Annotated in this window: 23 protein-coding genes; 13 read left to right on the top strand and 10 right to left on the bottom strand. The window is 71.7% G+C overall.

All coding sequences use genetic code 11. The features are described 5' to 3' along the window. Window positions 1-30: 30 nt before the first annotated feature. Window positions 31-1,230, bottom strand: coding sequence for an acetyl-CoA C-acetyltransferase (locus G6W55_RS25665; protein WP_030784688.1), 1,200 nt, complete (start codon window positions 1,228-1,230; stop codon window positions 31-33). 149 nt (window positions 1,231-1,379) lie between these two features. Between G6W55_RS25665 and mce the strand changes: the two genes are divergently transcribed. The 7 genes from mce (at window position 1,380) to G6W55_RS25630 (ending at window position 11,283) form a co-directional block, all read left to right on the top strand. Beyond that, window positions 1,380-1,820, top strand: a complete 441-nt coding sequence (gene mce / locus G6W55_RS25660) for a methylmalonyl-CoA epimerase (protein WP_030784686.1) — start codon at window positions 1,380-1,382, stop codon at window positions 1,818-1,820. Window positions 1,821-2,054: 234 nt separating this feature from the next. After that, complete coding sequence (gene scy, locus G6W55_RS25655) at window positions 2,055-5,936, top strand: polarized growth protein Scy (protein WP_175523187.1); 3,882 nt, start codon at window positions 2,055-2,057, stop codon at window positions 5,934-5,936. A 183-nt stretch (window positions 5,937-6,119) separates the two neighbouring features. Beyond that, window positions 6,120-7,058, top strand: a complete 939-nt coding sequence (locus tag G6W55_RS25650; protein WP_030784683.1) for a cellulose-binding protein — start codon at window positions 6,120-6,122, stop codon at window positions 7,056-7,058. A 125-nt stretch (window positions 7,059-7,183) separates the two neighbouring features. After that, window positions 7,184-8,146, top strand: a complete 963-nt coding sequence (locus G6W55_RS25645) for an ABC transporter ATP-binding protein (RefSeq protein ID WP_175523186.1) — start codon at window positions 7,184-7,186, stop codon at window positions 8,144-8,146. A 3-nt stretch (window positions 8,147-8,149) separates the two neighbouring features. Beyond that, window positions 8,150-8,920, top strand: coding sequence for an ABC transporter permease (locus G6W55_RS25640; RefSeq protein WP_030784679.1), 771 nt, complete (start codon window positions 8,150-8,152; stop codon window positions 8,918-8,920). A gap of 111 nt (window positions 8,921-9,031) precedes the next feature. Further along, a complete protein-coding gene (locus tag G6W55_RS25635; RefSeq protein ID WP_175523185.1) occupies window positions 9,032-10,393 on the top strand; it encodes an ABC transporter ATP-binding protein in 1,362 nt (453 codons plus the stop codon). Beyond that, window positions 10,390-11,283 carry an ABC transporter permease gene (locus G6W55_RS25630; RefSeq protein WP_175523184.1) on the top strand — a complete coding sequence of 298 codons (894 nt, stop codon included), beginning with the start codon at window positions 10,390-10,392 and terminating at the stop codon, window positions 11,281-11,283. Before G6W55_RS25635 ends, G6W55_RS25630 begins: the two co-directional genes overlap by 4 nt. 34 nt (window positions 11,284-11,317) lie before the next feature. On the opposite strand, the gene G6W55_RS25625 is transcribed toward G6W55_RS25630, so the two are convergent. Beyond that, window positions 11,318-11,659, bottom strand: coding sequence for an ATP/GTP-binding protein (locus G6W55_RS25625; RefSeq protein ID WP_175523183.1), 342 nt, complete (start codon window positions 11,657-11,659; stop codon window positions 11,318-11,320). Window positions 11,660-11,881: 222 nt separating this feature from the next. Between G6W55_RS25625 and G6W55_RS25620 the strand changes: the two genes are divergently transcribed. Then, window positions 11,882-12,910, top strand: coding sequence for an LLM class flavin-dependent oxidoreductase (locus G6W55_RS25620; protein ID WP_175523182.1), 1,029 nt, complete (start codon window positions 11,882-11,884; stop codon window positions 12,908-12,910). A gap of 89 nt (window positions 12,911-12,999) precedes the next feature. On the opposite strand, the gene G6W55_RS25615 is transcribed toward G6W55_RS25620, so the two are convergent. Continuing rightward, window positions 13,000-13,392, bottom strand: coding sequence for an SCO5389 family protein (locus G6W55_RS25615; protein WP_030784666.1), 393 nt, complete (start codon window positions 13,390-13,392; stop codon window positions 13,000-13,002). A 313-nt stretch (window positions 13,393-13,705) separates the two neighbouring features. Between G6W55_RS25615 and nucS the strand changes: the two genes are divergently transcribed. Beyond that, window positions 13,706-14,377 carry an endonuclease NucS gene (nucS, locus tag G6W55_RS25610; RefSeq protein WP_175523181.1) on the top strand — a complete coding sequence of 224 codons (672 nt, stop codon included), beginning with the start codon at window positions 13,706-13,708 and terminating at the stop codon, window positions 14,375-14,377. A gap of 91 nt (window positions 14,378-14,468) precedes the next feature. On the opposite strand, the gene G6W55_RS25605 is transcribed toward nucS, so the two are convergent. Both G6W55_RS25605 and G6W55_RS25600 read right to left on the bottom strand, forming a co-directional pair. Next, window positions 14,469-16,985 carry an ATP-binding protein gene (locus tag G6W55_RS25605; protein ID WP_175523180.1) on the bottom strand — a complete coding sequence of 839 codons (2,517 nt, stop codon included), beginning with the start codon at window positions 16,983-16,985 and terminating at the stop codon, window positions 14,469-14,471. Between the two features lie 235 nt (window positions 16,986-17,220). Beyond that, window positions 17,221-17,544, bottom strand: coding sequence for an STAS domain-containing protein (locus tag G6W55_RS25600; RefSeq protein ID WP_030784659.1), 324 nt, complete (start codon window positions 17,542-17,544; stop codon window positions 17,221-17,223). Window positions 17,545-17,987: 443 nt separating this feature from the next. Between G6W55_RS25600 and G6W55_RS25595 the strand changes: the two genes are divergently transcribed. Next, on the top strand, window positions 17,988-18,560 hold the full coding sequence (locus G6W55_RS25595) for a cob(I)yrinic acid a,c-diamide adenosyltransferase (protein WP_030784657.1): 573 nt from the start codon (window positions 17,988-17,990) through the stop codon (window positions 18,558-18,560). A gap of 20 nt (window positions 18,561-18,580) precedes the next feature. On the opposite strand, the gene G6W55_RS25590 is transcribed toward G6W55_RS25595, so the two are convergent. Next, window positions 18,581-19,129, bottom strand: coding sequence for a hypothetical protein (locus G6W55_RS25590; protein WP_175523179.1), 549 nt, complete (start codon window positions 19,127-19,129; stop codon window positions 18,581-18,583). 153 nt (window positions 19,130-19,282) lie between these two features. Between G6W55_RS25590 and G6W55_RS25585 the strand changes: the two genes are divergently transcribed. From G6W55_RS25585 to G6W55_RS25575, 3 genes are all read left to right on the top strand, one after another. After that, entirely contained in the window at window positions 19,283-20,521 is a 1,239-nt protein-coding gene (locus tag G6W55_RS25585) for a sensor histidine kinase (protein WP_175523178.1), read from the top strand. After that, window positions 20,518-21,168 carry a response regulator transcription factor gene (locus tag G6W55_RS25580; RefSeq protein WP_175523177.1) on the top strand — a complete coding sequence of 217 codons (651 nt, stop codon included), beginning with the start codon at window positions 20,518-20,520 and terminating at the stop codon, window positions 21,166-21,168. Before G6W55_RS25585 ends, G6W55_RS25580 begins: the two co-directional genes overlap by 4 nt. A gap of 120 nt (window positions 21,169-21,288) precedes the next feature. Further along, window positions 21,289-23,112, top strand: coding sequence for a glycoside hydrolase family 18 chitinase (locus G6W55_RS25575; RefSeq protein WP_175523176.1), 1,824 nt, complete (start codon window positions 21,289-21,291; stop codon window positions 23,110-23,112). 94 nt (window positions 23,113-23,206) lie between these two features. Here G6W55_RS25575 and G6W55_RS25570 read toward each other — a convergent pair whose 3' ends face one another. From G6W55_RS25570 to G6W55_RS25555, 4 genes are all read right to left on the bottom strand, one after another. After that, the gene (locus G6W55_RS25570; RefSeq protein WP_085210278.1) at window positions 23,207-23,653 is read right to left on the bottom strand and encodes a DUF2550 domain-containing protein; all 447 of its coding nucleotides are present in this window, start codon (window positions 23,651-23,653) and stop codon (window positions 23,207-23,209) included. Between the two features lie 141 nt (window positions 23,654-23,794). Then, the gene (locus G6W55_RS25565; protein ID WP_030784643.1) at window positions 23,795-24,169 is read right to left on the bottom strand and encodes a F0F1 ATP synthase subunit epsilon; all 375 of its coding nucleotides are present in this window, start codon (window positions 24,167-24,169) and stop codon (window positions 23,795-23,797) included. A 121-nt stretch (window positions 24,170-24,290) separates the two neighbouring features. Beyond that, a complete protein-coding gene (gene atpD / locus G6W55_RS25560; RefSeq protein ID WP_030784641.1) occupies window positions 24,291-25,727 on the bottom strand; it encodes a F0F1 ATP synthase subunit beta in 1,437 nt (478 codons plus the stop codon). Beyond that, on the bottom strand, window positions 25,727-26,644 hold the full coding sequence (locus tag G6W55_RS25555; protein ID WP_175523175.1) for a F0F1 ATP synthase subunit gamma: 918 nt from the start codon (window positions 26,642-26,644) through the stop codon (window positions 25,727-25,729). The genes atpD and G6W55_RS25555 overlap by 1 nt, the downstream gene beginning before the upstream one ends. Window positions 26,645-26,817: the final 173 nt, after the last annotated feature.

The raw sequence follows: 26,817 nt of genomic DNA, 5'->3' as shown, positions 1-26,817 counted from the left end.
TCCGTTCGAGGAAGGGTCGGACAGCTCGGGTCAGCCCTTGGGCACCCGCACGATCAGGGCGTCGCCCTGGCCGCCGCCGCCGCACAGGGCGGCCGCGCCGACGCCGCCGCCGCGCCGCTTCAGCTCCAGCGCCAGGTGCAGCACCAGCCGGGCGCCGGACATGCCGATCGGGTGGCCCAGGGCGATCGCGCCGCCGTTGACGTTCACCTTGTCCGTGGTGACGCCCAGGTCCTTCATGGACTGGACGGCGACGGCGGCGAACGCCTCGTTGATCTCGATCAGGTCGAGGTCGGCGGCCTCCAGGCCCTCCTTGCGCAGGGCGTGCGCGATGGCGTTGGACGGCTGGGACTGGAGCGAGTTGTCCGGGCCCGCGACATTGCCGTGGGCGCCGATCTCGGCGATCCAGGCCAGGCCCAGTTCCTGCGCCTTGGCCTTGCTCATCACGACCACGGCCGCCGCACCGTCCGAGATCTGCGAGGAGGTGCCGGCGGTGATCGTGCCGTCCCGGGTGAACGCCGGGCGGAGCTTGCCCAGGGAGTCCACCGTGGTGTCGCCGCGGATGCCCTCGTCCTTGCTGAAGACGACCGGCTCGCCCTTGCGCTGCGGGATCTCGATCGGGGTGATCTCGGCCTCGAAGACGCCGTTCTTCTGGGCGGCGGCGGCGCGCTGGTGGGACAGGGCCGCGATCTCGTCCTGCTCGGCGCGGCCGATGCCCAGGCGGGTGTTGTGCTTCTCGGTGGACTCGCCCATCGCGATGTTCTCGAAGGCGTCGGTCAGGCCGTCGTGCGCCATCGCGTCGAGCACCTCGACCGCGCCGTACTTGTAGCCCTCACGGGACTTGGGCAGCAGGTGCGGGGCGTTGGTCATGGACTCCTGGCCGCCGGCCACCACGATGTCGAACTCACCCGCGCGGATGAGCTGGTCGGCGAGCGCGATGGCGTCGAGGCCGGACAGACACACCTTGTTGATCGTGAGCGCCGGGACGTTCATCGGGATGCCGGCCTTGACCGCGGCCTGCCGGGCCGGGATCTGGCCCGCGCCGGCCTGGAGCACCTGGCCCATGATCACGTACTGCACCTGGTCGCCGCCGATCCCCGCACGGTCGAGGGCGGCCTTGATCGCGAAGCCGCCGAGGTCGGCTCCCGAGAAGGACTTCAGCGAGCCCAGCAACCGCCCCATGGGCGTCCGGGCACCCGCGACGATCACCGAGGTGTTCGTTCCAGAAGACATGAGCTGTGATCCCCTTACCGGCCTGCACAGCCGAGGAGTGAACGAGGGTTTACTTCGAATGTACTGAGCGGTACCGCAACCCGTCACCGGCCCTTCGGTGTGATCGCGCGCACGTTGCGTAACCACCCGAGGAGCGCTCCACTAACAGCATGCTGACGCGAATCGACCACATCGGGATCGCCTGCCACGACCTCGACGCGACCGTCGAGTTCTACCGCTCCACGTACGGCTTCGAGGTGTTCCACTCCGAGGTCAACGAGGAACAGGGCGTGCGCGAGGCCATGCTCAAGATCAACGATACGTCCGACGGCGGTGCCTCGTACCTCCAGTTGCTGGAGCCCACCCGTCCGGACTCCACCGTCGCCAAGTGGCTCGACAAGAACGGAGAGGGTGTCCATCACATCGCTTTCGGTACGGCGGATGTCGACGCGGAGTCGGCGGACATCCGGGACAAGGGCGTACGGGTGCTGTACGAAGAGCCGCGACGCGGCTCCATGGGGTCACGAATCACCTTCCTGCACCCCAAGGATTGTCACGGTGTACTGACGGAACTGGTCACATCGGCGCCGGTTGAGTCACCTGAGCACTGACCCTCGTACATATGGGCCGGTAGGGTTGGGGGCGGTCGCCGCGCAGCCAGGGCGACCGGTCCTGCTGCCTTGCCCGGCGGGATCTGGCCGGGGTCCGGGTTTCGGGGGGCGAGCGTCGGGGCAGCAGCCCGTGCTCCGCCGTTGATCTGACACCATTCCCCGGGGACCCCGTTCGGCGGATGGACGGGGGCTCGTTCGGGAAGCATGCGACCAGGGACGGATGGGACTCGCGCAGTGCGGGGCTACGAGAGCCAGGAGCGGGAGCCGGCGGCTGACGTCGACCACCTGACTCGGTTCGAAGCCGAGATGAAACGGCTGAAGACCGAGCGGGAAAAGGCGATCCAGCATGCCGAGGACCTCGGCTACCAGGTCGAGGTGCTGCGCGCCAAGTTGCACGAGGCGCGCCGCACCATCATGTCCCGGCCCGCCTTCGACGGCGGCGACCTCGGGTACCAGGCCGAGCAGTTGCTGCGGAACGCGCAGATGCAGGCCGACCAGCTCCGGCAGGACGCGGAGCGGGAGCTGAGCCAGGCGCGGGCGCAGACCCAGCGCATCCTCCAGGAGCACGCCGAGCAGGCGGCCCGGCTCCAGGCAGAGCTGCACCAGGAGGCGGTCACCCGCCGCCAGCAGCTCGACCAGGAGCTGGCGGAGCGCCGTCAGACCGTCGAGTCGCACGTCAACGAGAACGTGGCGTGGGCCGAGCAGCTCCGCGCCCGCTCCGAGACCCAGGCCCGCCGCCTCCTGGAGGAGTCGCGCGCCGAGGCCGAGCAGGCCCTGGCCGCCGCCCGCGCGGAGGCCGAGCGGGTCGCGGCGGAGGCCCGTCAGCGGCTCCAGGCCGACTCCGAGGCGGCCCGCGCCGAGACCGAGCAGTTGCTGCTGCGCGCCCGTACCGACGCCGAGCGGCTGCTGAACGCCGCGTCCTCGCAGGCGCAGGAGGCCACCGACCACGCGGAGGCGATGCGCAGCTCGACGGCGAACGAGTCGGACGCGGCCCGTCGGCAGGCCGGTGAGCTGAGCCGGGCCGCCGAGTCCCGGATGGCCGAGGCGGAGGAGGCGCTGCGCAAGGCGCAGTCCGAGGCCGAGAAGCTGGTCGCCGAGGCCAAGGCCGCCGCCGAGAAGGCGCTCACCAGCGCCGAGTCGGCCAAGGAACAGCGCATCCGGACGGCGAAGGAGCAGGTCGCCCGGCTGGTCAGCGAGGCCACCAAGGAGGCCGAGACCACCAAGGCGGACGCCGAGCAGGTCGTCGCCGACGCCCGCGCCGAGGCCGAGAAGATCGTCGCGGAGGCCGCGGAGAAGGCCCGTACGCTCACCGCCGAGGAGAGCGCCACCCAGCTCTCGAAGGCGGCGAAGACCGCCGAGGACGTCCTCATCAAGGCGCAGGAGGACGCGCAGCGCACCACCCGGGCCGCCGCCGAGGAGGCCGAGCGGATCCGCCGCGAGGCGGAGACCGAGGCCGACCGGCTGCGCGCCGAGGCGCACGACATCGCCGAGCAGCTCAAGGGCTCGGCGAAGGACGACACCAAGGAGTACCGGGCCAAGACGGTCGAGCTCCAGGAGGAGGCCCGCCGGCTGCGCGGCGAGGCCGAGCAGCTCCGGGCCGACGCGGTCGGCGAGGGCGAGAAGATCCGCGCGGAGGCCCGCAAGGAGGCCGTCCAGCAGATCGAGGAGGCGGCCAGGACCGCCGAGGAGCTGCTGTCCAAGGCGAAGGCCGACGCGGACGAGCTGCGCCAGAAGGCCACCACGGACAGCGAGAAGGTCCGTACCGAGGCCATCGAGCGCGCCACCACGCTGCGCCGGCAGGCCGAGGACACCCTCGACCGCACCCGCAAGGAGGCCGAGCGCCACCGCGACGAGGCGGTGGAGCAGGCCGAGGGCATCAAGGCGGACGCCGAGCGGGCCGCGCTGGAGCTGCGCGAGGAGACCGAGCGCGGCATCGAGGCCCGGCGGGCCGAGGCGGCCGACGAGCTGACCCGGCTGCACACCGAGGCGGAGACCCGGCTCGCCTCCGCCGAGCAGGCGCTCACGGAGGCCCGCGAGGAGGCCGCCCGGATCCGCCGCGAGGCGTCCGAGGAGGCCGAGCGGCTGCGCACGGAGGCCGCCGAGCGGATCCGTACGCTCCAGCAGCAGGCCGCCGAGGAGGCGGACCGGCTGCGTACCGAGGCCGCCGCCGACGCGTCCGCGTCCCGCGCGGAGGGCGAGGCCGTCGCCGTACGGCTGCGTTCGGACGCGGCCGCGGAGGCCGAGCGGCTGAAGTCGGAGGCGCAGGACACCGCCGACCGGGTGCGCGCGGAGGCGACGGCCGCCGCGGAGCGGCTGGCCACCGAGGCGTCCGAGACGCTGGCCGCCGCCCAGGAGGAGGCCGTCCGCCGGCGCCGCGAGGCCGAGGAACTCCTCGGCTCCGCCCGCCAGGAGGCCGACCAGGAGCGCGAGCGGGCCCGCGAGCAGAGCGAGGAACTGCTCGCCTCGGCGCGCAACCGCGTGGAGGAGGCGCAGGCCGAGGCGGTCCGGCTGGTCGAGGAGGCCGACCGGCGCGCCACCGAGATGGTCTCCGCCGCCGAACAGCACGCCCAGCAGGTGCGGGACTCCGTGTCCGGGCTGCACGAGCAGGCCCAGGAGGAGATCACCGGGCTGCGCAGTGCCGCCGAGCACGCGGCGGACCGTACCCGCCGGGAGGCCGAGGAGGAGGCGGACCGGGTCCGCGCCGACGCCTACGCCGAGCGCGAGCGGGCCTCCGAGGACGCGGGCCGGCTGCGCCGCGAGGCGGCGGACGAGACGGACGCCGCCCGTACGCTCGCCGAGCGCACCCTCGCCGAGGCCGCCGCGGAGGCGGAGCGGCTGCGCTCCGAGGCGACCGCGCACGCCCAGCGGGTGCGCACCGAGGCGTCGGACGCCATCGCCCAGGCCGAGCAGGACGCCTCGCGCAGCCGGGCCGAGGCCCGGGACGACGCCAACCGCATCCGTTCGGACGCGGCGACGCAGGCCGACACCCTGATCACCGAGGCCCGCAACGAGGCCGAGCGGCTCCAGACGGAGACCCTCGCCGAGGCGGAGCGGCTCCAGTCGGACACCATCGCGGAGGCCGAGCGGGTCCGTGCCGAGTCGGTCGCCAAGGCCGAGAAGCTGATCCAGGACGCCACCGGGGACGCGGAGCGGCTGCGCGCCGAGGCCGCCGAGACGGTCGGGTCCGCGCAGCGGCACGCCGAGCGCATCCGGATCGAGGCGGAGCGGGTCAGGTCGCAGGCGGCGGCGGAGGCCGACCGCATGCTGAGCGTCGCCCGCGACGAGGCCGACTCGACGCTGGACGAGGCCCGCAAGGAGGCCAACAAGCGGCGTTCCGAGGCGGCCGAGCAGGTCGACACCCTGATCACGGAGACCACGTCCGAGGTCGACAAGCTGCTCACCGAGGCGCAGGAGCAGGCGCTCCAGACCACGGCGGACGCCGAGGCGCAGGCGGACACGATGGTCGGCGCGGCCCGCAAGGAGGCCGAGCGCCTGGTGTCCGAGGCGACGGTCGAGGGCAACGCCCGGGTGGAGAAGTCCCGTACGGACGCGGACGAGCTGCTCGTCGGCGCGCGCCGGGACGCGACGGCCATAAGGGAGCGGGCGGAGGAGCTGCGCGACCGCATCACGGCGGAGATCGAGGCGCTGCACGAGCGGGCCCGCCGGGAGGCCGCCGAGACGATGAAGTCGACCGGCGACCGCTGCGACGCGCTCATCAAGGCGTCCGAGGAGCAGCTCACCAAGGCGCAGGCCAAGGCGAAGGAGCTGGTGTCGGAGGCGAACTCCGAGGCGGGCAAGGTCCGGATCGCCGCGGTGAAGAAGGCGGAGGGGCTGCTCAAGGAGGCCGAGCAGAAGAAGGCGACGCTGGTGCGCGAGGCCGAGGAGCTGAAGGCCGAGGCGATCCGCGAGGCGCGGCGCACGGTCGAGGAGGGCAAGCGCGAGCTGGAGGTCCTGGTGCGCCGGCGCGAGGACATCAACGCCGAGATCTCGCGGGTGCAGGACGTCCTGGAGGCGCTGGAGTCGTTCGAGGTGCCGAACGGGGGCAAGGACGGAGGGGTTCGGGCCGGGGCCACGATCGGGGCCCCCCGATCGGGTGGCAAGTCGACGGACAGCTAGCGAAATGTGTGATTTGGGTTAAAGTCTGGGGACTTTGACTGAGGATTTGGCAAGTGGCACGCCGCTCGGCCACCCAAAAGGGGTGTCATTCTCCAGATCAAACACGTATCCGCTCGATGACACACCGCTTCGGCCCCTAGGATTCCCCCTATCACCTCACCGGTCTCATTCGACAGGAACCCCATGAGCGACACTTCCCCCTATGGCTTCGAGCTAGTGCGGCGTGGGTACGACCGCGCTCAGGTGGACGAACGGATCTCCAAGCTCGTCTCCGACCGTGACAGCGCGCTCGCCCGCATTACCGCCCTGGAGAAGCGCATCGAGGAGCTCCACCTCGAGACGCAGAACGCCCAGGCGCAGGTGAGCGACGCCGAGCCGTCGTACGCCGGTCTGGGCGCGCGGGTCGAGAAGATCCTTCGCCTCGCCGAGGAAGAGGCCAAGGATCTGCGCGAGGAGGCCCGTCGCGCGGCCGAGCAGCACCGCGAGCTCGCCGAGTCGGCGGCCCAGCAGGTCCGTAACGACGCGGAGTCGTACGCCGCGGAGCGCAAGTCCAAGGCCGAGGACGAGGGCGTCCGGATCGTCGAGAAGGCCAAGAGCGACGCCTCGCAGCTCCGCGCCGAGGCGCAGAAGGACGCGCAGTCCAAGCGCGAGGAGGCGGACGCCCTCTTCGAGGAGACCCGCGCCAAGGCCGCGCAGGCCGCCGCCGACTTCGAGACCAACCTGGCCAAGCGCCGCGAGCAGTCCGAGCGCGACCTGGCGTCCCGTCAGCAGAAGGCCGAGAAGCGCCTCGCGGAGATCGAGCACCGCGCGGAGCAGCTCCGGCTGGAGGCGGAGAAGCTGCGCACGGACGCCGAGCGCCGCGCCCGCCAGACCGTCGAGACGGCGCAGCGCCAGGCCGAGGACATCGTGGCCGACGCCAACGCCAAGGCGGACCGGATCCGTTCGGAATCGGAGCGCGAGCTGGCGGCTCTCACCAACCGCCGCGACAGCATCAACGCCCAGCTCACGAACGTGCGCGAGATGCTCGCCACGCTCACGGGCGCCGCGGTCGCCGCGGCCGGTTCGCCGGCCACGGACGACGAGCCGGTCTCCCGCGGGGTGCCGGCGCAGCAGTCCCGGTAACCGTTCGGTGCGTGTGAGGGGCGGTGGGACCCGGTCCCACCGCCCCTTTCGTGCGCCCGCGTACGGGGGGACGCCCCGGGTGCCTCCGGTGGCAGGGGCCGCGCACCGGTCATAGCGTGGCCCGCATGATCGAGGTCGAGGGGCTGACGAAGCGGTACGGCGACAAGGTGGCGGTGAACGACCTCAGCTTCACCGTCAGACCCGGTATCGTCACGGGCTTCCTCGGGCCCAACGGGGCCGGCAAGTCCACCACCATGCGGATGATGCTCGGCCTCGACCGGCCCACCGCGGGGGACGTCCGGATCGACGGCACGCACTACGACCGGCTCAAGGACCCGCTCACCTACATCGGCGCCCTGCTGGACGCCAAGGCCGTGCACGGCGGCCGCAGCGCCTACAACCATCTGCTGTGTCTGGCGCAGAGCAACGGCATTCCGCGCGCCCGGGTCGACGAGGTGCTGGACACCGTCGGGCTGACGGCCGTGGCGCGGAAGAAGGCCAAGGGGTTCTCGCTGGGCATGGGCCAGCGCCTCGGCATCGCGGGCGCGCTCCTCGGCGACCCCCGGATCCTGATGTTCGACGAGCCGGTCAACGGCCTCGACCCCGAGGGCATCCACTGGATCCGCACCCTGATGAAATCGCTGGCCGCGCAGGGGCGGACGGTGTTCGTCTCCAGTCATCTGATGAGCGAGATGGCGCTGACCGCCGAGCATCTGGTGGTGATCGGGCAGGGCCGGCTGCTCGCCGACACCTCGATGGCCGACTTCATCGCCCGCAACTCCCGGTCCTTCGTCCGGATCCGCACCCCGCAGCGCGAGCGGCTCCTCGATCTGCTGCGCGGCGCCGGGCTCACCGTCGTGGAGAGCGGCAGCGGGGTGCTGGAGGCGGACGGCGGCACGTCCGAGCAGATCGGGGAGCTGGCCGCGCGGCACCAGATCACGCTGCACGAGTTGAGTCCCCAGCAGGCGTCCCTGGAGGAGGCGTTCATGCGGCTGACCGCCGAGTCGGTGGAGTACCACGCGCATTCGGACCGCCCGCCGCAGCAGGAGCGGCGGGCGTGGGGCGAGGACTGGGCGGGGAGGAGCTGAGCCATGGCCGCGATCCAGGTCGTACGGTCCGAGTGGACCAAGATCCGGTCGGTGGCGTCCACGGTGTGGACGCTCTCGCTGGCCGTCGTCGTCACCGTCGCGCTCGGCATGCTGATCGCCGCGCTGTCGAAGAACGAGTTCGACAACCTCAGCGCCCGCGACCGGCTCTCCTTCGACCCGACCTACATCAGCTTCGCCGGGATGAGCCTCGGCCAGCTCGCGATGATCGTGTTCGGGGTGCTGGTGGTGTCCAACGAGTACAGCACCGGCATGATCCGCACCTCGCTGGCGGCCGTGCCGCAGCGCGGGACCTTCCTGTTCAGCAAGATCGCGGTGGCGGCCGGGCTGGCGCTGGCGGTGGGCCTGGTCACCAGCTTCGTGACGTTCTTCCTGGGCCAGTCGATGCTGGGCTCGCTCCGGGCGGAGATCGGCGACCCGGGGGTGCTGCGCGCGGTGATCGGCGGCGGCCTCTACATGACGCTGATCGCCCTGTTCTCGATGGGCGTGGCCGCGATGCTGCGCTCGCCGATGCTGTCGCTGGGCATCCTGATGCCGTTCTTCTTCCTGATCTCCAACATCCTCGGCAACGTCGGCGCGACGAAGAAGGTCGGCCGCTATCTGCCCGACCAGGCCGGCAGCAAGATCATGCAGGTGGTCACCCCGGTCGACGACGACACCCCCTACGGCCCCTGGGGCGGGCTCGCGATCATGGTGGTGTGGGTGGTGGCCGCGCTGCTCGGCGGGTATCTGCTGCTGAAGCGACGTGACGCGTGACGCTTTCGTTCTTTGCTTTCATTTGAGCGGAACCGTCAGCGCCTCGATAAGCTCCTAACCCTTACGGGGGCGTGTGCCCTGCTGTCCTGATCCTTTCGATGGGTGCGGAGCATGATCGAGGCTGTCGGCCTGACCAAGCGCTACGGCGACAAGACCGCCGTGTACAACCTTTCCTTCCAGGTGCGGCCGGGTGCCGTCACCGGCTTCCTGGGGCCCAACGGCTCGGGCAAGTCGACGACCATGAGGATGATCCTCGGCCTGGACAATCCGACCGCGGGCTCGGTCACGATCGGCGGCTACCCCTACCGCAAGCTGCCGAACGCGCCCCGCCAGGTCGGCGCCCTGATCGACGCCAAGGCCGTGCACGGCGGCCGCAGCGCCCGCAACCACCTGCTGTCGCTGGCCCAGCTCTCCGGCATCCCGGCCCGCCGGGTGGACGAGGTGCTCGGGGTGGTCGGCCTCCAGGGCGTGGCCAAGAAGCGGTCCAAGGGCTTCTCGCTGGGCATGGGCCAGCGGCTCGGCATCGCCGCCGCGCTGCTCGGCGACCCCCAGGTGCTGCTCTTCGACGAGCCGGTCAACGGCCTCGACCCCGAGGGCATCCTCTGGGTGCGCAACCTGATGAAGTCCCTCGCGGCGGAGGGCCGCACGGTCTTCGTCTCCTCGCACCTGATGAGCGAGATGGCGCTGACCGCGGACCACCTGATCGTCATCGGGCGCGGGCAACTGCTCTCCGACATGAGCGTGAAGGACTTCATCTCGGCGAACTCGGCCGACTTCGCCCGGGTGCGCACCCCGCACACCGAGCCGCAGGTCCGCGAGAAGCTGGCCGCCGCGCTCACCGAGGCGGGCGGTCATGTCCTGCCCGAGCAGGACGGCGCGCTGCGGGTGACGGGACTGCCGCTGCCCCGCATCAGCGACATCGCCCACGACGCCGACGTACGGCTGTGGGAGCTGTCGCCGCACCAGGCGTCGCTGGAGGAGGCGTACATGCGGATGACGCAGGGCGCCGTGGACTACCGCTCCACCGTCGACCAGAAGGCCGGGCTCCAGCAGCCGCTGCCGCCGGGCGCCCAGCCGCCGATGCCGGTGCCGGGACAGGGCCAGCCGGGCTGGTACGCCCCGCCGCCCCCGCAGACGGGCTACGCGCCCCCGCAGCCGGGCCAGGGGCCCGCCGCGGGCGCCTACGGCGCTCCCCAGGCCCCGGGCGCCCCGACGGCCCCGCAGGGGGCGTACAGCGCCCCGGGCGCGCCCTCGGCCGCCGACGCCAACCCGTACGCCCAGGCGGCCCCGCAGGCGCCTCAGGCCCCTCAGACACCGGCACAGGCCCCGGCCCAGCCGCCGGCGGCCCCCGCGGCCGCCCCGGGGACCCCGCCCGCCGCCGCGCCCTCGCTCGACAAGGCGCCGGCCGCGCCCGCCACCCCGTCCGCCCCGGCCCCCGCCGCCCCGACCACCCAGCCCGAGGACGCCCGATGAGCACCCCGCAGCACCCCGCGCCGCAGGCCGCCGCGCCCGCCTGGCAGGCAGGGCAGCCCGGACCCGGGTACGCCGCCCCCGGCGGCCACCCCGGCTACACCTCGCCGATCCCGGTCGTGCGCACCCACCTCGGGCACGCGCTCGCCTCGGAGTGGACGAAGATCCGCTCGGTGCGCTCCACGATGTGGACGCTCGGCGTGTTCGTCCTGCTGGTGGTCGGCATCGGCCTGCTGACCTCCCTGCTGGTCGCCGCGAACACCACCGAGGGCGACCTCGCGGGCGAGAACCCGCTGTCCTTCGGCTTCTTCGGACTGCTGCTCGGCAGCATGTGCCTGATCACGCTCGGCGTGATGACGACGGCCTCCGAGTACGGCACCGGCATGATCCGCACCACGATGGTGGCGTGCCCGTCGCGCGGCCGGGTGCTCGCGGCGAAGGGGATCGTGTTCTTCTCGGTCGCCTTCGTGGTGACGCTGGTCTCGGCCGGGATCATCGCCATGGTGGACGTGGCGCTCTTCACCGACGCGCGCGAGCCGTCCGCCGGCGAGTGGCTCAAGGGCACCGTCGGGGTGTCCCTGTACATGGCGCTGCTCGGCCTGCTGTCGCTCGCCGTCGGCTCGGTCATCCGGCACTCGGCCGGCGCCATCACCATCATGATCGCCCTGGTGCTGGCCCCGCTGGTGATCGCGCTGTTCATGTTCTCGTCCTCGCTGGAGGACCTGCGCCAGGCCCTGTTCGAGTACTCGATCCCGAACCAGCTCAGCGTCTTCTACTCCAACTCCCTCACCGAGTCCGGCCCTTCGGGCTGGGACCCGCTGTGGATCGCGCTCGGGGTGACGGCCGCCGCCTTCGCCGCCGCCTTCACCCTGCTGGAGAAGCGCGACGTGTAGGAGGCCGCGGACCGGCCGGGGCGGCGAGCCCCGGTCAGAAGCGAGGCGCGTGACGAGACCGCCGCACCCCCGGGTCGCGGCGGTCTCGCGCGTTCCAGCACGCCTTGTGCCAGTGCCGGCGGTCGTCGACCCCCGCGTGCTCGGGCCAGGCGACGACGTGCGGGACGCCGTCCGGGATCATCTGGTCGCAGCCGGGGCACCGGTACGACTTCCCCTGCGCGCTCGCGCCCGCCACGTGCCGTACGCTCCACTCCTCGCCGCGCCAGGTCTCCGAGGACTGCCAGCCGCCGTAGCGGCTCGAGCGGTCGTCCTCGGCACCGCGGCCGGACGAGTCCGCTGGGCCGCCGCCCTTGGGTCGGTTGCGACGCGGGGACACAGGACACCTCACGGGGCTATACAGGAAGCAGGGTTCGCGTCCAGCCTACGCGGCGCGGACGAGGGCACCCGTACGTCACCGATCCCCACAAGTCGCCCTCCCTGACCCCCCATTCTCCAGACAATCGGCAAATCTCTCCGCCAGGCCGTGTCCTCGGCACGTGTCAGACGGTTATGCCGGGTGGGGGAGCTCCGCGTCGGAGCCAAGGAAGCAGGAAAGTCCATGCGCGTTGGTAGTTTCGTGTTGGGTGCCCAGTTCCCCGGGCAGGGCCAGGGGGAGGCGCTGCACCGGGCGGTGCGTTCCGCCGAGGTCGCCGAGGAAGCGGGTCTCGACTCGGTCTGGCTGGCCGAGCACCACTTCGTGCCGTACGGCACCTGTCCGTCGGCGGTGACGCTCGCGGCGTTACTGCTGGGCCGCACCCACCGGATCCGGGTCGGCACCGCGGTCAGCGTGCTGCCCACCGTCCATCCCGTCGCCCTCGGCGAGCAGGCGGCGCTGCTGCATCTCACCAGCGGCGGCCGCTTCTCGCTGGGCGTGGGGCGCGGCGGGCCCTGGGTCGACCTGGAGGTGTTCGGCTCCGGCCTCGCGGCGTACGAGCGGGGGTTCCCGGAATCACTCGATCTGCTGGTGCGCTGGCTGCGCGAGCCCTCGGTCGGGGCGGACGGCGAGCGGTTCCGGTTCCGCGAGGTCCCCGTCGTACCGCGCCCCGCGGAGGCGCTGACGGACACCGAGGGCCCCGAGGTCGTCGTGGCGTGCACCTCGCCGTCGACCGTGCGGCTGGCCGCCGAGCGCGGCCTGCCGATGCTGCTGGGCATGCACGTGGGGGACGAGGAGAAGGCCGAGATGGTCGCCCTGTGGCGCCGCCACGCACGCGCGGCCGGCCGCTCCGAGGACGAGATCCGGGCCGCCGCCCATGTCTCGGCGGGCGTCTGCCAGATCGCCGACCGGCGCACGGACGCCGTCGAGACCCTGGTCAAGGCGATGCCGGGCTGGCTGAAACAGGGGCTCGACGCCCATGTGACGGTGGACGGCCGGGCCCGCTCGATGCGGGACCCGGTGGCGTACACCGAACTCCTCTGCGGGCTGCACCCGGTGGGCACCCCCCGGCTCTGCGCCGACCGCCTCGCGGCGACCGGCGAGCGCACCGGCATCACGCGCTTCGCCCTGCTCGTCGAGGGCTCCGGCGATCTGGCGGCCACGGAGGAGAACGTCCGGCGGCTGGGCGCGGAGGTGCTCCCCCACCTCCGCTGAACGGCCCGGCACACCGGGGAGCTTGCCGCTCCCGTACTGATGGCACCTCCCGCGTGAGGAGCGGCAAGCGACAGGCTCACACTGCTGCCTCAGCAGTCCCGGAACTCCGGTGACTGGTTGAGCACTTGGCTGCGGACCGAGGTGAAGCGGGCCAGCTTGTCGTCGACCGACGGGTCCACCGGGAACACCGCCACCCGATGGCAGTTCTGGAAGGCGAGCCGCACACCGAAGTGCCGCTGGAGCGCACCGCGAATGGCGTCACTCGCCAGCGCTCGCAGCAACTGCCCGCGTGCCTGCTCGTTCGGCGGGGGCGTCTGGTTGTCGGCGAAGGCTCCGCCGTCCACCTTCAGCTCGGCCACCAGGGAGCTGATCATCTCCCATGCGTAGGGCAGGGAGGTCCGGACGCAGTCGACGAATTCAGCTTCGTCGACCTCGCCTCGCTCGGCCTGTTCGAGTAGGGCCGGTGAGACGTCGAGCGACATGGGTACTCCTCTCGCACCCCCGGGTGGGACAGGGGGTTGCCGGACAGGGAAAGGGAGTTCGGCATGACGAAGTACCGCACACGCTGAGTACACGCATCGCGACCTCCCGTTTACTACGGTAGGCAACGGCCGGTGGCGGCACCAGGAGAATGGGCACATAGGGAACTCCCGGTAGGCGCACAATCGGCCAGGTCCGAACAGCGGTTTTCCCGATCAAAAGGGGCGGGGCACAAGGGGCCCGGGTGACGGGTGGGGGCCGGAGCGGGTCGGGCGAATCGCGTGCGGTGCGAGGCGTCGGATAGCGTTGCCGACCATGCGTCTCGTCATCGCCCGGTGCTCCGTCGACTACGCCGGCCGGCTCACCGCCCATCTCCCCTCCGCGCCCCGTCTGATCCTGGTCAAGGCGGACGGCAGTGTCTCGATCCACGCGGACGACCGGGCCTACAAGCCCCTGAACTGGATGTCGCCGCCCTGCACGCTGAAGGAGGGCACGGGCGACGAGGACGGCGTCTGGACCGTCGTCAACAAGGGGGGCGAGAAGCTCATCATCACGATGGAGGAGATCCTGCACGACTCCTCGCACGAACTGGGCGTCGATCCCGGCCTGATCAAGGACGGCGTGGAAGCGCACCTCCAGGAGCTGCTCGCCGACCGCATCGAGACCCTCGGCGAGGGCTACACCCTGATCCGGCGCGAGTACATGACCGCCATCGGGCCGGTGGACATCCTGTGCCGGGACGCCGAGGGGCAGACCGTGGCGGTCGAGATCAAGCGGCGCGGCGAGATCGACGGCGTCGAGCAGCTCACCCGCTATCTGGAGCTGCTGAACCGCGATCCGCACCTCGCGCCGGTCCGCGGGGTCTTCGCCGCGCAGGAGATCAAGCCCCAGGCCCGCGTCCTGGCCACCGACCGCGGCATCGGCTGCCAGGTCCTGGACTACGACGCGATGCGCGGCATCGAGGACGACAAGCTGCGGCTGTTCTGACGTCGGGTACGGCGTTCGTACGGTGTTCCCGTACGACGGTGAGGGCCGGGTCCCCGGGTGGGGAACCGGCCCTCGGTGCTGTGCGGGGTGCTCAGATCAGCGTGTCCGGGGTGGACTCCCCGGAGGAGACGTCGACGCTGCTCGGTGAGACGGGGGTGCCGGAGGTCGTGCCGCTCGCCGAGGTCTCGGTCGCCGGGTCCGTGCTCTCCGACTCCGTCGGGGTGTCCGTCGGGGTCGTCGGGTTCTCGGTGGGCGTCGTCGGCTGCTGCGTCGGCGTGGTGGGCCGCTGCGAGGGCGTCGTCGTCGGGCGGGACGACGAGCTGGACGACGACGGCCGCGGGGAGCCGCTGGAGCCCCCGGTGCCGGTCCCCGGCGTGCCGCCGGTTCCCGTCGAGGCGGAGGGGGACACCGTCGGCGTCGGGTCGTCCGACGTCCCCATCGTCCCGTCGGGACCCGGGTCCGTCGGCCTGCTGGTCGCCGTGCCCGTGTCGCCGGTGGCGGTGTCGTCGCCCGGGATGTCGGAGTCGAGGCCGCCGTCGCCGAGGTCGCTTCCGGCGGACGGGTTGACGCCGACCCGCTCGGAGGGGTCGTTGGCGTCGTTGTTGGAGGTGGCGCCGAGCGTCACGACCGTGCCGAGCACGGCGACCAGGAGCGCGCCCGCGCCGGCCGCGACCAGGTTGCGCCGGGCGAGTCCCTTGAGACCGGCGGCGTACGACCGGCGGGCCGGGGCCGCGGCCGACGGCACCGGGCGGTGGACGAGGGTCTCGGCCTCCGTGGCGTAGACGGCCGGGAGCACCGCCTGGACGGCGCGCGGCGGGGACACCGGCTCCTCGGGGCGGGCCTCGACGGCTTCCTCGCCGGTGCCCGCGAGGGCGAGGCCCGGGATGTCGCCGGAGGCGTCGGCGACCAGGGCGAGGGCGCGGCGGCCCGCGACGGTGCCGCGCTTGTCGGTGAGGGTGCCGCGCAGGGCGAGCGACGCCTCCAGTTCGGAGCGGGCGCGGTCGAGGTCGCCGCCGCAGAGCGCGAGGACGCCCATCTCGTGGTGGAAGTAGGCGCGGTCGGCGGACTCCCCCGCCAGCCGGGCGGCCTCGGCGCCCTCGCGCAGGGTGATGTCCCAGGCGCTCCACCGCAGTCCCGCGGCGAAGGCGGGGGCGGCGGCGCGGGCGAGCTGGACGGCGGTGGCCTCCTCGCCCTCGGCTGGCGGGGTGGTGACGGGGCCGACCAGGGCGAGCGCGGCGAGGACGGCGGCGGACTCGGCGCAGACCCGCTCGGGGGTGACCGAGGGGTGCGCGGCCCACCAGGCGTAGTGCTGGGCGGCGGTGGCGGCGCGGGCGGAGACGTCGTCGTCGTAGCCGGCGGCCTCCAGTTGGGTCTTGATGCCGGCGGCGAGCCGGTAGCCGGTGCCGGCCGGGGAGACGAGTCCGCAGGCGACGAGTTCGCCGAGGGCCGCGTCGGCGTGGGTGTCGCCGACCAGCGCGGGCAGATGGGCCTGGTGCGGCACCTCGCCGCCGAGGGCGACGGCGAAGCGCAGGGTGGCGCGGGCGGAGGCGCTCAGCCGGGCGGCGAGCAGCGGGGCGGGCGCGGCGGCCTCGCCGAGGGAGGGCAGCGGTATCTCCTCGGCGTCCCCGGCACCGGAGTCGACGGGTTCGGGCGAGGGCGGGGCGTCCTCGAAGACCCCGAAGGCGTCGACCGCGTCGACCTCGGCGCGCAGCCGGTCGCGCTGGGCGAGCAGGGCACCGGCCTGGACGAAGCGCAGCGGGAGTCCCTCGGACTCGAACCAGAGGTCACCGGCCCAGTTCTCCTCCTCGTCGGTGAGGTCGCGGCCGAGGGCGTGCTCGATGACCTCGACGCCGGCCGCGCGGTCCAGGCCGCTGAGGGCGACCTCGTCGACGGCGGCGTCGGCGGAGGGGGCGGGGACGTCGGGGGTGGCGCCGAGCAGGAAGGCGCACTCGGGGGTGGCGTCCAGCAGTTTGTCGAGGTCGGTGCCGCCGAAGCCGAGGTCGTCGACGACGACGACCGCGCCGATCTCCCGCACCAGGGCGAGGAGTTCCTCGGTGCCGGGGTGGTACCGGTCGGCGTCGTGGACGGTGTGGAAGAGGTCGAGCAGCAGGTCGGCCGCGGTGCGGTGCAGTCCGGAGAGGCGGACGACGCCGTCGGGGGCGAGGTCGTCGCAGTCCTCGGCGACGAGGTCGAGGAGGCTGGTGCGGCCGGAGCCGGCCGGGCCGGTGAGGCGTACGGAGCGGCCGCGGGCGAGCAGCCGGACGAGGTGCTCGCGCTCCTCCTGGCGGCCCAGCAGGGGCTGGGCGGGCCGGGCGGGTCCGGCGGGGGCGGGCGGCCGGGCGGCGCGCTCGGCCTCGGCCCGCTGCTCGGGGGTGCGCTTGGCGGGGCGCTCGGGCACCTCGGTCGGCGGGCACAGCTCGATCTCGCTGCCGTCGACGGGGTTGACCGTCAGCAGGTGCTCGCCGGCGACGATCCGCACGGTGCGGGCCGGGCCGGGGGTGTGCTGGGCGAAGTCGGGCGTGAGGGGGTCCCTGGACGGGCGCGGGCGCGACGCGCGGCCGTCGCCGTCATGGCCGTGGTCCTCGGGAACCGGGTTCGTCGGATCCATGGGTCAAGCCCCCCAAAAGCGTCGTGTGGCGGTAGCCCCTCCCGGCCTTGCTGCACACTGGGCTGTCGCTTCTGGTCCGGTGCCCGCTCGAGGGCTGAGGGCGGCGGGCAGACGAACCGTAAACCTTCGCACAGTATCTACGACAGTCCGGGGGGCCGTCCGGTCCGAGACATCACGGTCCGGTGAGGATTGCGCCCGCCGTACCTTTTCCACCGCAGGCCACACAGGGTGCGGGTCAGACGCGGGGCAGGGACTCCACGCCGATGCCGCCCTCGATGGCGAGGATCCGGTGCAGCCGGGTGGCGACCAGGAGGCGTTGCATCTGCGGAGGGACGCCGCGCAGCACCAGGCGGCGGCCGCAGCGGCCGGCGCGGCGGTGGACGCCCATGATGACGCCGAGTCCGGTGGCGTCCCAGGAGTCCAGCTCGGACAGGTCGAGCACCAGGTCGCCGACGCCGTCGTCGACGGCCGAGTGCAGGGTCGTCCGGGCGTCGGCCGCGCAGCGCACGTCGAGACGGCCCCCCACGACCAGCTCGGCGTGGTCGCCCCTGATGTGCATAGCGCTCCCCTAGGCGTGCGTCGTGTGCTCCGCGGTGTGATGTCCGGTGTTGCATGCTCTGACTGCGGTAAGCAGCCGGAGGTTGCCGTCTGTGAGCGAACCGATACCGAATTCACCCGCAGGGGTGAGGCAGGTGGGGCCTGTGCGGTTTCGGTGCCTCTGAAGCCCTGCCCGCTCGGGCGTCCGATGTCACCGGCGTCAACCATCCGGCGCATCCGCGCTGTCCGCTCCGTCTGGCCTCTCGGCCGGAGATTAGCGGGCGTGAGGCGCTGTGTGACCGGTTAGTAACGCGTCTCACGTCTCATGAGGTGAGACACCGGTCACGTCGTCAAATCCCGCCCGATTCAGTCGCTTTCAGACCGTTTCAGTCCACCGGTGCACGGGTCGGGAGCGGGTGACGAACGGAACGGAGCGGATCCGGTCGGACCGTCTAGATTGGCCGCATGGTCAATCTGACGCGCATCTACACCAGGACCGGCGACCGGGGCACCACCGCGCTCGGGGACATGAGCCGGGTCGCCAAGACCGACCTGCGGATCTCCGCCTACGCCGACGCCAACGAGGCGAACGCGGTGATCGGCACGGCCGTCGCGCTGGGGGGCCTGGACGAGGAGATCGTCACGGTCCTCACCCGGGTCCAGAACGACCTGTTCGACGTGGGCGCGGACCTGTCGACGCCGGTGGCGGAGAACCCGGAGTTCCCGCCGCTGCGGGTCGAGCAGTTCTACATCGACCGGCTGGAGGCGGACTGCGACCGGTTCAACGCGGAGCTGGAGAAGCTGCGGTCGTTCATCCTGCCCGGCGGCACCCCGGGCGCCGCCCTGCTGCACCAGGCGTGCACGGTCGTACGCCGGGCCGAGCGCTCCACCTGGGCCGCCCTGGAGGTGCACGGCGAGGTGATGAACCCGCTCACCGCGACCTACCTCAACCGGCTGTCGGACCTGCTGTTCATCCTCGCCCGCACCGCCAACAAGGAGACCGGGGACGTGCTGTGGGTACCGGGCGGGGAGCGCTGAGCCCGACCCCTCTCACGGCATCACCGCCGTACGGCGCTCTCCGGCTCCCGCTTCGGCCAGAGCGTGTAGGTCAGCGCCACCAGGCCGTGGATGCCGGCGGCCCTGAGGGCCACCCACTGGAAGGACCGCAGCGACGAGGTGTCGCCGTCGCCGACGTACCAGACGGCGGCCTGGAGCAGGGCGCAGGCGACGGCGGCCGCCAGCACGGTCCGCAGCCACAGCGCGCCCTCGTGCCGGGCCCGGGCGCCGCCGTAGCGCGGCGGCTTCGGGGGCGGGGGGCCGCCGGCCAGCCGGTGCGCGGCGTGGCCGTCCAGCCAGCGGATCGTGTAGTGGCCGTAGGCCACGGTGTAGCCGATGTAGAGCGCGGCCAGGCCGTGTTCCCAGCCCGGTTCGGCGCCGTTCCTCAGGTCGATCGCGGTCACGGCGAACAGGAACAGCTCCAGGACCGGCTCGCACAGCAGCAGCACCGCGCCGGTACGGCGCATGCCCAGCAGGTACCGGACGGCCAGGCCCAGCGCCAGCAGCACCCAGAAGGCCACCTCGCACACGACGATCAACGTGACGACCACGACTCGCTCCTCTCGCTCACCCCTCCAGACTCCCGCCGGACCGGGCCGCTTTCGTCGTCGGCGCTGACGACCTCCGGGTACATCGAAAGATGCAGCGCGGAAACGTCCCCGGGGTGAAGGCGCCCGCCGCGGACGCCGTGTTGGATGGAGGACATGGCCGCAGCACTCCCCCGCCCCCACCGCTTCGACGTGTACGTGGCGTGCGGCGGACTGCTCGGCGGGCTGGTGCTGATGGCGCTCGGTCTGGCCCTGCGTCCCGCCGACGAGCCGCTCGTGCTGCTGCCCGGCGCCTGGGCGGTGCTGCCGCCGCTGGTGGTGATGTCCGGCTGCGAACTGCTGCGCCGGACGGCCCCGCGCACGGCGCTGCTGACCGGCACCGCCGCGCTGACCCTGGACACCGTCACCCAGGGCAGTGTGGCCACGGTGCTGATGTTCACCGACGTGGTGTACGCGGCGGTCCTGTACGGCCCGCCCGCCTCGGCCCGCCGTATCCCCCGGATCACGGGGCTGCTCACGGTCGCCGGGACCGTGGTGCCGTACGCGGTGTGGCGGGTGCCGGAGGCGCTGCTGATCGGGGTGGTGATCGGCGCCGTCGCGTACGGTCCGGCAGCGACCGGCTGGATCGTCCGCGACCACCGGGACGCGGCGATCGCGGCCCGGCTGCACGCCGAACAGACCACACTGCTCGCCGAGATGGACCGCCGCGAGGCGGTGGTCGCCGAACGGGCCCGGATGGCACGGGAGTTGCACGACATGGTCGCCAACCACCTGTCGGCGATCGCCATTCACTCCACGGCCGCGCTCTCCATCGACGATCCGAAGACCTCCCACGAGGCGCTCGGGGTGATCCGGGAGAACAGCGTCGACGGGCTCGCGGAGATGCGCCGGCTCATCGGGATCCTGCGGGACGGCGGCGGGGACCGGGAACCGGCGGCGGCACCGACCCTCGACGGGCTGGAGACGCTTGTGGACGGCGCCCGCGCCAACGGACTCGACGTCACCCTCGACATCGACATCGACATCGACATCGGCACCGGCACCGGCACCGGCCGGATCCCGGCGCCCGTCGAGCTGGCCGCCTACCGGATCGTCCAGGAGTCGCTGACCAACGCCCTCAAGCACGCCCGCCCCGGCCCGGTGACCGTCGTCCTCGCCCGGCGCGACGGCCCCCGGGTGCTCGACGTCGAGATCGGCAGCCCCTGCGGGCGCGAGGACGGGCCGCGCGCCCCCGGCTCCGGGGCGGGCCTGGTGGGGATGCGGGAGCGGGCGACGCTGCTGGGCGGCACCTTCACCGCCGGTCCGCACGGCGGCCGGTGGACCGTGCACGCCGCGCTGCCGCTCGCCGAGGCCGAGCCGGGCCACGGCAAGGACCCCGAAGGAGACCGTCCATGAGCCCGACCGTCCGTGTCCTGGTCGCCGAGGACCAGTCCGCCGTGCGCGCGGGGCTGGTGCTGATCCTGCGCAGCGCGCCCGGCATCGAGGTGGTCGGGGAGGCCGCGGACGGTGAGCGGGCGGTGGAACTGGCCCGGGAACTGCGGCCGGACCTGGTGCTGATGGATGTGCAGATGCCGCGTCTCGACGGGGTGGCGGCGACCCGGAAGGTGGTCGCGGAGAACCTCGCCGACGTACTGGTGCTGACCACCTTCGACCTCGACGAGTACGTGTTCGGGGCGCTGCGGGCCGGGGCCGCCGGTTTCCTGCTGAAGAACACCGAGGCACGGGATCTGATCACGGCGGTGCGGACCGTCGCCGCCGGTGAGGGGCTGATCGCCCCGGCCGTGACCCGGCGGCTCATCGCGGAGTTCGCGGCGGGCCCCGCGCGCGGACCGGCCGCCGATCCGGCGGTCCTGGACGCCCTCACCCGGCGCGAGCGCGAGGTGCTGTCCTGCCTCGGGGAGGGGCTGTCCAACGCGGGGATCGCCGAGCGGCTCGACATGGCGGAGGCGACGGTGAAGACCCATGTCAGCAGGCTGCTGGGGAAGCTGGAGCTGCGCAGCCGGGTGCAAGCGGCGGTGCTCGCACAGGAGTTGGGAATCTAGTCCAACCGTATACAAGAGTGGTCCAGACCTATTGACCCGTGGTCCAGACCTTTCTATTCTCGCGGCACTGTGGGCGTGAAGGCTCAGTCACGCCCCCCAACTCCCCATAGGAGGCGCAGAATGCGCTTCAGACACAGAGCCGCGGCAGGATTCGCGACCCTGTTGCTCCCGCTGGCCGGTCTCGTCGGCCTCGCGAGCCCCGCCCAGGCCGCCACCTCCGCCACCGCCACCTACACCAAGGCGTCGGACTGGGGTACGGGCTTCGAGGGCAAGTGGACGGTGAAGAACACCGGCACCACCTCCCTCAGCTCCTGGACCGTCGAATGGGACTTCCCCTCCGGCACGTCCGTCACCTCCGCCTGGGACGCCGACGTCACGTCCTCCGGCACCCACTGGACCGCCAAGAACAAGTCCTGGAACGGCACGCTGGCCCCCGGCGCCTCCGTCTCCTTCGGCTTCAACGGCGCGGGCAGCGGCTCCCCGTCCAACTGCAAGCTCAACGGCGGCGGTTGCGACGGCACCACGGTGCCCGGCGACTCCGCCCCCTCCGCTCCGGGCACCCCCACCGCCTCGGACATCACCAACACGTCGGTGAAGCTCTCCTGGAGCGCCGCCACCGACGACAAGGGCGTCAAGAACTACGACGTGCTGCGCGACGGCACCAAGGTCGCCACCGTGACGACCACGTCGTACACCAACACCGGGCTGACCGCCGGGACCACCTACTCCTACTCGGTCCAGGCCCGCGACACCGCCGACCAGACCGGTCCGGTCAGCGGCGCGGTCTCGGTGCGCACCACCGGCGGCACCACCGACCCGCCGCCCACCGGCGACAAGGTCAAGCTCGGCTACTTCACCGAGTGGGGCGTCTACGGCCGCAACTACCACGTCAAGAACCTGGTGACCTCCGGCTCCGCGTCGAAGATCACCCACATCAACTACGCGTTCGGCAACGTCAAGAACGGCCAGTGCGTCGTCGACGACACCTACGCCGCCTACGACAAGGCGTACACCGCCGACCAGTCCGTCAGCGGCCAGGCCGACACCTGGGACCAGCCGCTGCGCGGCAACTTCAACCAGCTCCGCCAGCTCAAGGCCAAGTACCCGCACATCAAGGTGCTCTACTCCTTCGGCGGCTGGACCTACTCGGGCGGCTTCGCCCAGGCGGCGGCCAACCCGACCGCCTTCGCGAAGTCCTGCAAGGCCGTCGTGGAGGACCCCCGCTGGGCCGATGTCTTCGACGGCATCGACATCGACTGGGAGTACCCGAACGCCTGCGGTCTGACCTGTGACAGCAGCGGCTTCGCCGCGTTCAAGAACCTGTCCCAGGCGCTGCGCACCGAGTTCGGCTCCAACTACCTGGTCACCGCGGCCATCACCGCCGACGGCTCCAGCGGCGGCAAGATCGACGCGGCCGACTACGGCGGCGCCTCCGCGTACCTCGACTGGTACAACGTGATGACGTACGACTACTTCGGCGCCTTCAACGCGCAGGGCCCCACCGCCCCGCACTCGCCGCTGACCTCGTACTCCGGCATCCCGCAGGCGGGCTTCAACTCCGCCGACGCGATCGCCAAGCTCAAGTCCAAGGGCGTTCCGTCCGCCAAGCTCCTGCTCGGCATCGGCTTCTACGGCCGCGGCTGGACCGGAGTCACCCAGGCCGCCCCCGGCGGCTCGGCGACCGGCGCGGCCCCGGGCACCTACGAGCCGGGCATCGAGGACTACAAGGTCCTCAAGTCGTCCTGCCCCGCCACCGGCACCATCGCGGGCACGGCGTACGCCTACTGCGGCAACAACTGGTGGTCCTACGACACTCCCGCCACCATCGCCGGCAAGATGACCTGGGCCAAGAACCAGGGCCTGGGCGGCGCGTTCTTCTGGGAGTTCAGCGGTGACACCGGAAACGGTGAGCTGGTGACGGCCATCAACAACGGCCTCGCGTAAGCAAGTTCGAAGAGTTACCAGCAGAGTCACTAAGCGACATTGACGCTCCCCCAGACTTCGTCCGGGGGGACCCCCACACAGCGAGTGAATGCGGCTACGCCACATTCACTCGCTGTCCGGGCGGGGCTGCTTCCAGCCACGCGAGAAATCCGGTCAGCGCGTCTTCGCTCATCGCCAGTTCGAGCCGGGTGCCCTGATGGGAACAGGCGAGGATCACCGCGTCGGACAGCAGCGCCAGCTCCTCCTCGCCCTCCGGGAGCCGTCGGCCCGCCACCTCGATCGAGGCCCGCTCCAGCACCCTGCGGGGCCGGTAGGCGTAGGAGAAGACGCGGTACCACTCGATGCGGTCGCCGTTGTAGCGGGCGACGCCGTAGCTCCAGCCCTTGCCGCTGGCGTCCGGTTTCTCGGGTACGTCCCAGCGCAGGGAACAGTCGAAGGTGCCACCGGAGCGCTGGATGAGTCTGCGGCGCAGACCGAAGACGAACAGCCCGAGCACCACCAGGGCCACGACGATTCCGCACACAGTCAGAGCGAGGACCATCGACACCGACCTCCTCGTCTCCTAGGTACCGAAAATAGGTAACGGAACGGAAAAAACATCCAGATCTGCCTCAGCCGCGGCCGGCTCCGGAGGACTCCGGGCCGGCCGCGGCTGAGTGACGTCATACGGCTCCGCGCTGGGTCAGCGCGTCGCCGCCGCACGCAGTCGTACGTCCGCGCGGCGTTCGGCGAGGGCGTCGCCCTCGGCCTTCGCGCGCTCCAGCTCACGCTCCGCGCGCTGGACGTCGATCTCGTCCGACAGCTCGGCGATCTCGGCCAGCAGCGACAGCTTGTTGTCCGCGAACGAGATGAAACCGCCGTGCACCGCGGCGACGACCGTTCCACCATCACTCGTACGGATGGTCACCGGGCCCGACTCCAGCACACCGAGCAGCGGCTGGTGACCGGGCATGACGCCGATGTCGCCGGACGTGGTGCGCGCGACGACCAGGGTGGCCTCGCCGGACCAGACCTCTCGGTCGGCCGCGACCAGCGCGACGTGCAGCTCAGCAGCCAAGGTGGCTCCTCGGGTCACCACCCGGCGGATCTGCCGGGTGTTGGTTACTAAGTCTAGTGGGCGTGGCGAAGGGGGCGGGACGCGCCCGCCCCCTCACACACGAACTCGGAGAGTTCCGAGATCAGGAGACGCCCAGCTCCTTGGCGTTGGCCTTCAGGTCCTCGATGCCACCGCACAGGAAGAACGCCTGCTCCGGGAAGTGGTCGTACTCGCCGTCGATGATCGCGTTGAACGCGGCGATCGACTCGTCCAGCGGCACGTCCGACCCGTCGACGCCGGTGAACTGCTTGGCGACGTGGGTGTTCTGGGACAGGAAGCGCTCGACGCGACGGGCACGGTGGACGGTGAGCTTGTCCTCCTCGCCCAGCTCGTCGATACCGAGGATCGCGATGATGTCCTGAAGGTCCTTGTACTTCTGGAGGACCGTCTTGACGCGCATCGCCGTGTTGTAGTGGTCCGCCGCGATGTAGCGGGGGTCCAGGATCCGGGACGTGGAGTCCAGCGGGTCCACGGCCGGGTAGATGCCCTTCTCGGAGATCGGACGGGAGAGCACCGTCGTCGCGTCGAGGTGGGCGAAGGTGGTGGCCGGGGCCGGGTCGGTCAGGTCGTCCGCGGGGACGTAGATCGCCTGCATCGAGGTGATCGAGTGACCGCGGGTCGAGGTGATGCGCTCCTGGAGGAGACCCATCTCGTCGGCCAGGTTCGGCTGGTAGCCCACCGCGGAGGGCATCCGGCCGAGCAGGGTCGAGACCTCGGAACCGGCCTGCGTGAAGCGGAAGATGTTGTCGATGAAGAACAGCACGTCCTGCTTCTGCACATCGCGGAAGTACTCCGCCATGGTCAGACCGGCCAGGGCCACGCGCAGACGGGTGCCCGGGGGCTCGTCCATCTGACCGAAGACCAGGGCGGTCTTGTCGATGACGCCCGACTCGGCCATCTCCTCGATGAGGTCGTTGCCCTCACGGGTGCGCTCACCGACACCGGCGAACACGGAGACACCGTCGTGGTTGTTGGCGACGCGGTAGATCATCTCCTGGATGAGCACCGTCTTGCCGACGCCGGCACCGCCGAACAGACCGATCTTGCCGCCCTTGACGTACGGGGTCAGCAGGTCGATGACCTTGACGCCGGTCTCGAACATCTCGGTCTTCGACTCGAGCTCGTCGAAGTTCGGGGCCTTGCGGTGGATGGACCAGCGCTCGCCCGTGTACTTCTCGTCGACGTTCAGCACCTCACCAAGGGTGTTGAACACCTTGCCCTTGGTGAAGTCGCCGACCGGGACGGTGATGCCCGTGCCGGTGTCGGTGACCGGGGCCTGGCGGACCAGACCGTCGGTGGGCTGCATGGAGATGGTGCGGACCAGGCCGTCACCCAGGTGCTGGGCGACCTCCAGGGTCAGCGTCTTCTTCGCGCCGTCCTGGGCCGGGTCGGCCACCTCGACGTGAAGGGCGTTGTAGATCTCCGGCATGGCGTCGACGGGGAATTCCACGTCGACGACCGGGCCGATGACCCGGGCGACGCGGCCCGTGGCAACGGCCGTCTCAACTGTCGTCGTCATTACCTGTCACTCCCCGCGGTCGCGTCGGCCAGGGCTGCGGAGCCACCGACGATCTCGCTGATTTCCTGGGTGATTTCGGCCTGGCGGGCCGCGTTGGCAAGGCGGGAGAGCGTCTCGATCAGCTCTCCGGCGTTGTCGGTCGCCGACTTCATCGCGCGCCGCGTGGCGGCGTGCTTCGAGGCTGCCGACTGGAGAAGCGCGTTGTAGACGCGGCTCTCCACATAGCGCGGCAGCAGGGCGTCGAGGACGTCCTCCGCCGAGGGCTCGAAGTCGAACAGCGGAAGGATCTCGCCCTTCGTCGTCGACTCCTCGACCACCTCGTCGAGGCTGAGCGGCAGCAGGCGGTCGTCGAGCGCCGACTGCGTCATCATCGACACGAACTCGGTGAAGACGATGTGGATCTCGTCCACCCCGCCGTCCGCCGTGTCCTTCTCGATGGCCTCGATCAGCGGGGCCGCGACCTTCTTGGCGTCCGCGTACGTCGGCTCGTCCGTGAAGCCCGACCACGACTCCGCGACCTTGCGCTCACGGAAGTTGTAGTGCGCGAGACCACGCCGGCCGACGATGTACGTGTCGACCTGCTTGCCCTCGGACTCGAGGCGCTCCGTCAACTGCTCCGCGGCCTTGATGGCGTTGGCGTTGAAGGCGCCGGCGAGACCGCGGTCGCTGGTCAGCAGCAGCACCGCGGACCGCACGACCGTGTCGGCCTGCGTGGTCAGCGGGTGCTGCGTGTTCGAGCCGGTGCCGACCGCCGTGACCGCGCGCGTCAGCTCGGCCGCGTAGGGCGTGGAGGCCGCCACCTTGCGCTGCGCCTTGACGACACGCGAGGCGGCGATCATCTCCATCGCCTTGGTGATCTTCTTGGTCGCGGTGACGGATCGGATGCGACGCTTGTAGACCCGGAGCTGGGCTCCCATGAGTCAGGTCCCTTCCTTACGTCACTTGGCGGCGGACGGGGCGTCCTCGCCGAGAAGCTTGCCGTCCGCGGTCTCGAACTGCTTCTTGAACTCGGCGATCGCGTCGGCGACGGCGGTCAGGGTGTCGTCCGACATCTTGCCGCCCTCCTTGATGGAGGTCATGAGGCCCTGCT

This window comes from Streptomyces sp. CAI-85 (assembly GCF_013363615.1).
Taxonomy (GTDB): domain Bacteria; phylum Actinomycetota; class Actinomycetes; order Streptomycetales; family Streptomycetaceae; genus Streptomyces; species Streptomyces antibioticus_B.
Note: the sequence above shows the minus strand (reverse complement) of the source record. Positions and strands in the feature narration are given on the sequence as shown.

Excerpts from the sequence above, each read along its gene's own strand:
- G6W55_RS25555 (WP_175523175.1), bottom strand. The coding sequence starts at position 26,644 with ATGGGAGCCCAGCTCCGGGTCTACAAGCGTCGCATCCGATCCGTCACC.
- G6W55_RS25595 (WP_030784657.1), top strand. The coding sequence starts at position 17,988 with ATGGTCAATCTGACGCGCATCTACACCAGGACCGGCGACCGGGGCACC.
- G6W55_RS25630 (WP_175523184.1), top strand. The coding sequence starts at position 10,390 with ATGAGCACCCCGCAGCACCCCGCGCCGCAGGCCGCCGCGCCCGCCTGG.
- G6W55_RS25605 (WP_175523180.1), bottom strand. The coding sequence starts at position 16,985 with ATGGATCCGACGAACCCGGTTCCCGAGGACCACGGCCATGACGGCGAC.
- G6W55_RS25585 (WP_175523178.1), top strand. The coding sequence starts at position 19,283 with ATGGCCGCAGCACTCCCCCGCCCCCACCGCTTCGACGTGTACGTGGCG.
- G6W55_RS25615 (WP_030784666.1), bottom strand. The coding sequence starts at position 13,392 with ATGTCGCTCGACGTCTCACCGGCCCTACTCGAACAGGCCGAGCGAGGC.
- G6W55_RS25650 (WP_030784683.1), top strand. The coding sequence starts at position 6,120 with ATGAGCGACACTTCCCCCTATGGCTTCGAGCTAGTGCGGCGTGGGTAC.
- G6W55_RS25640 (WP_030784679.1), top strand. The coding sequence starts at position 8,150 with ATGGCCGCGATCCAGGTCGTACGGTCCGAGTGGACCAAGATCCGGTCG.
- G6W55_RS25600 (WP_030784659.1), bottom strand. The coding sequence starts at position 17,544 with ATGCACATCAGGGGCGACCACGCCGAGCTGGTCGTGGGGGGCCGTCTC.
- G6W55_RS25645 (WP_175523186.1), top strand. The coding sequence starts at position 7,184 with ATGATCGAGGTCGAGGGGCTGACGAAGCGGTACGGCGACAAGGTGGCG.
- mce (WP_030784686.1), top strand. The coding sequence starts at position 1,380 with ATGCTGACGCGAATCGACCACATCGGGATCGCCTGCCACGACCTCGAC.
- G6W55_RS25665 (WP_030784688.1), bottom strand. The coding sequence starts at position 1,230 with ATGTCTTCTGGAACGAACACCTCGGTGATCGTCGCGGGTGCCCGGACG.
- G6W55_RS25575 (WP_175523176.1), top strand. The coding sequence starts at position 21,289 with ATGCGCTTCAGACACAGAGCCGCGGCAGGATTCGCGACCCTGTTGCTC.
- nucS (WP_175523181.1), top strand. The coding sequence starts at position 13,706 with ATGCGTCTCGTCATCGCCCGGTGCTCCGTCGACTACGCCGGCCGGCTC.
- G6W55_RS25580 (WP_175523177.1), top strand. The coding sequence starts at position 20,518 with ATGAGCCCGACCGTCCGTGTCCTGGTCGCCGAGGACCAGTCCGCCGTG.
- G6W55_RS25570 (WP_085210278.1), bottom strand. The coding sequence starts at position 23,653 with ATGGTCCTCGCTCTGACTGTGTGCGGAATCGTCGTGGCCCTGGTGGTG.
- G6W55_RS25620 (WP_175523182.1), top strand. The coding sequence starts at position 11,882 with ATGCGCGTTGGTAGTTTCGTGTTGGGTGCCCAGTTCCCCGGGCAGGGC.
- atpD (WP_030784641.1), bottom strand. The coding sequence starts at position 25,727 with ATGACGACGACAGTTGAGACGGCCGTTGCCACGGGCCGCGTCGCCCGG.
- G6W55_RS25635 (WP_175523185.1), top strand. The coding sequence starts at position 9,032 with ATGATCGAGGCTGTCGGCCTGACCAAGCGCTACGGCGACAAGACCGCC.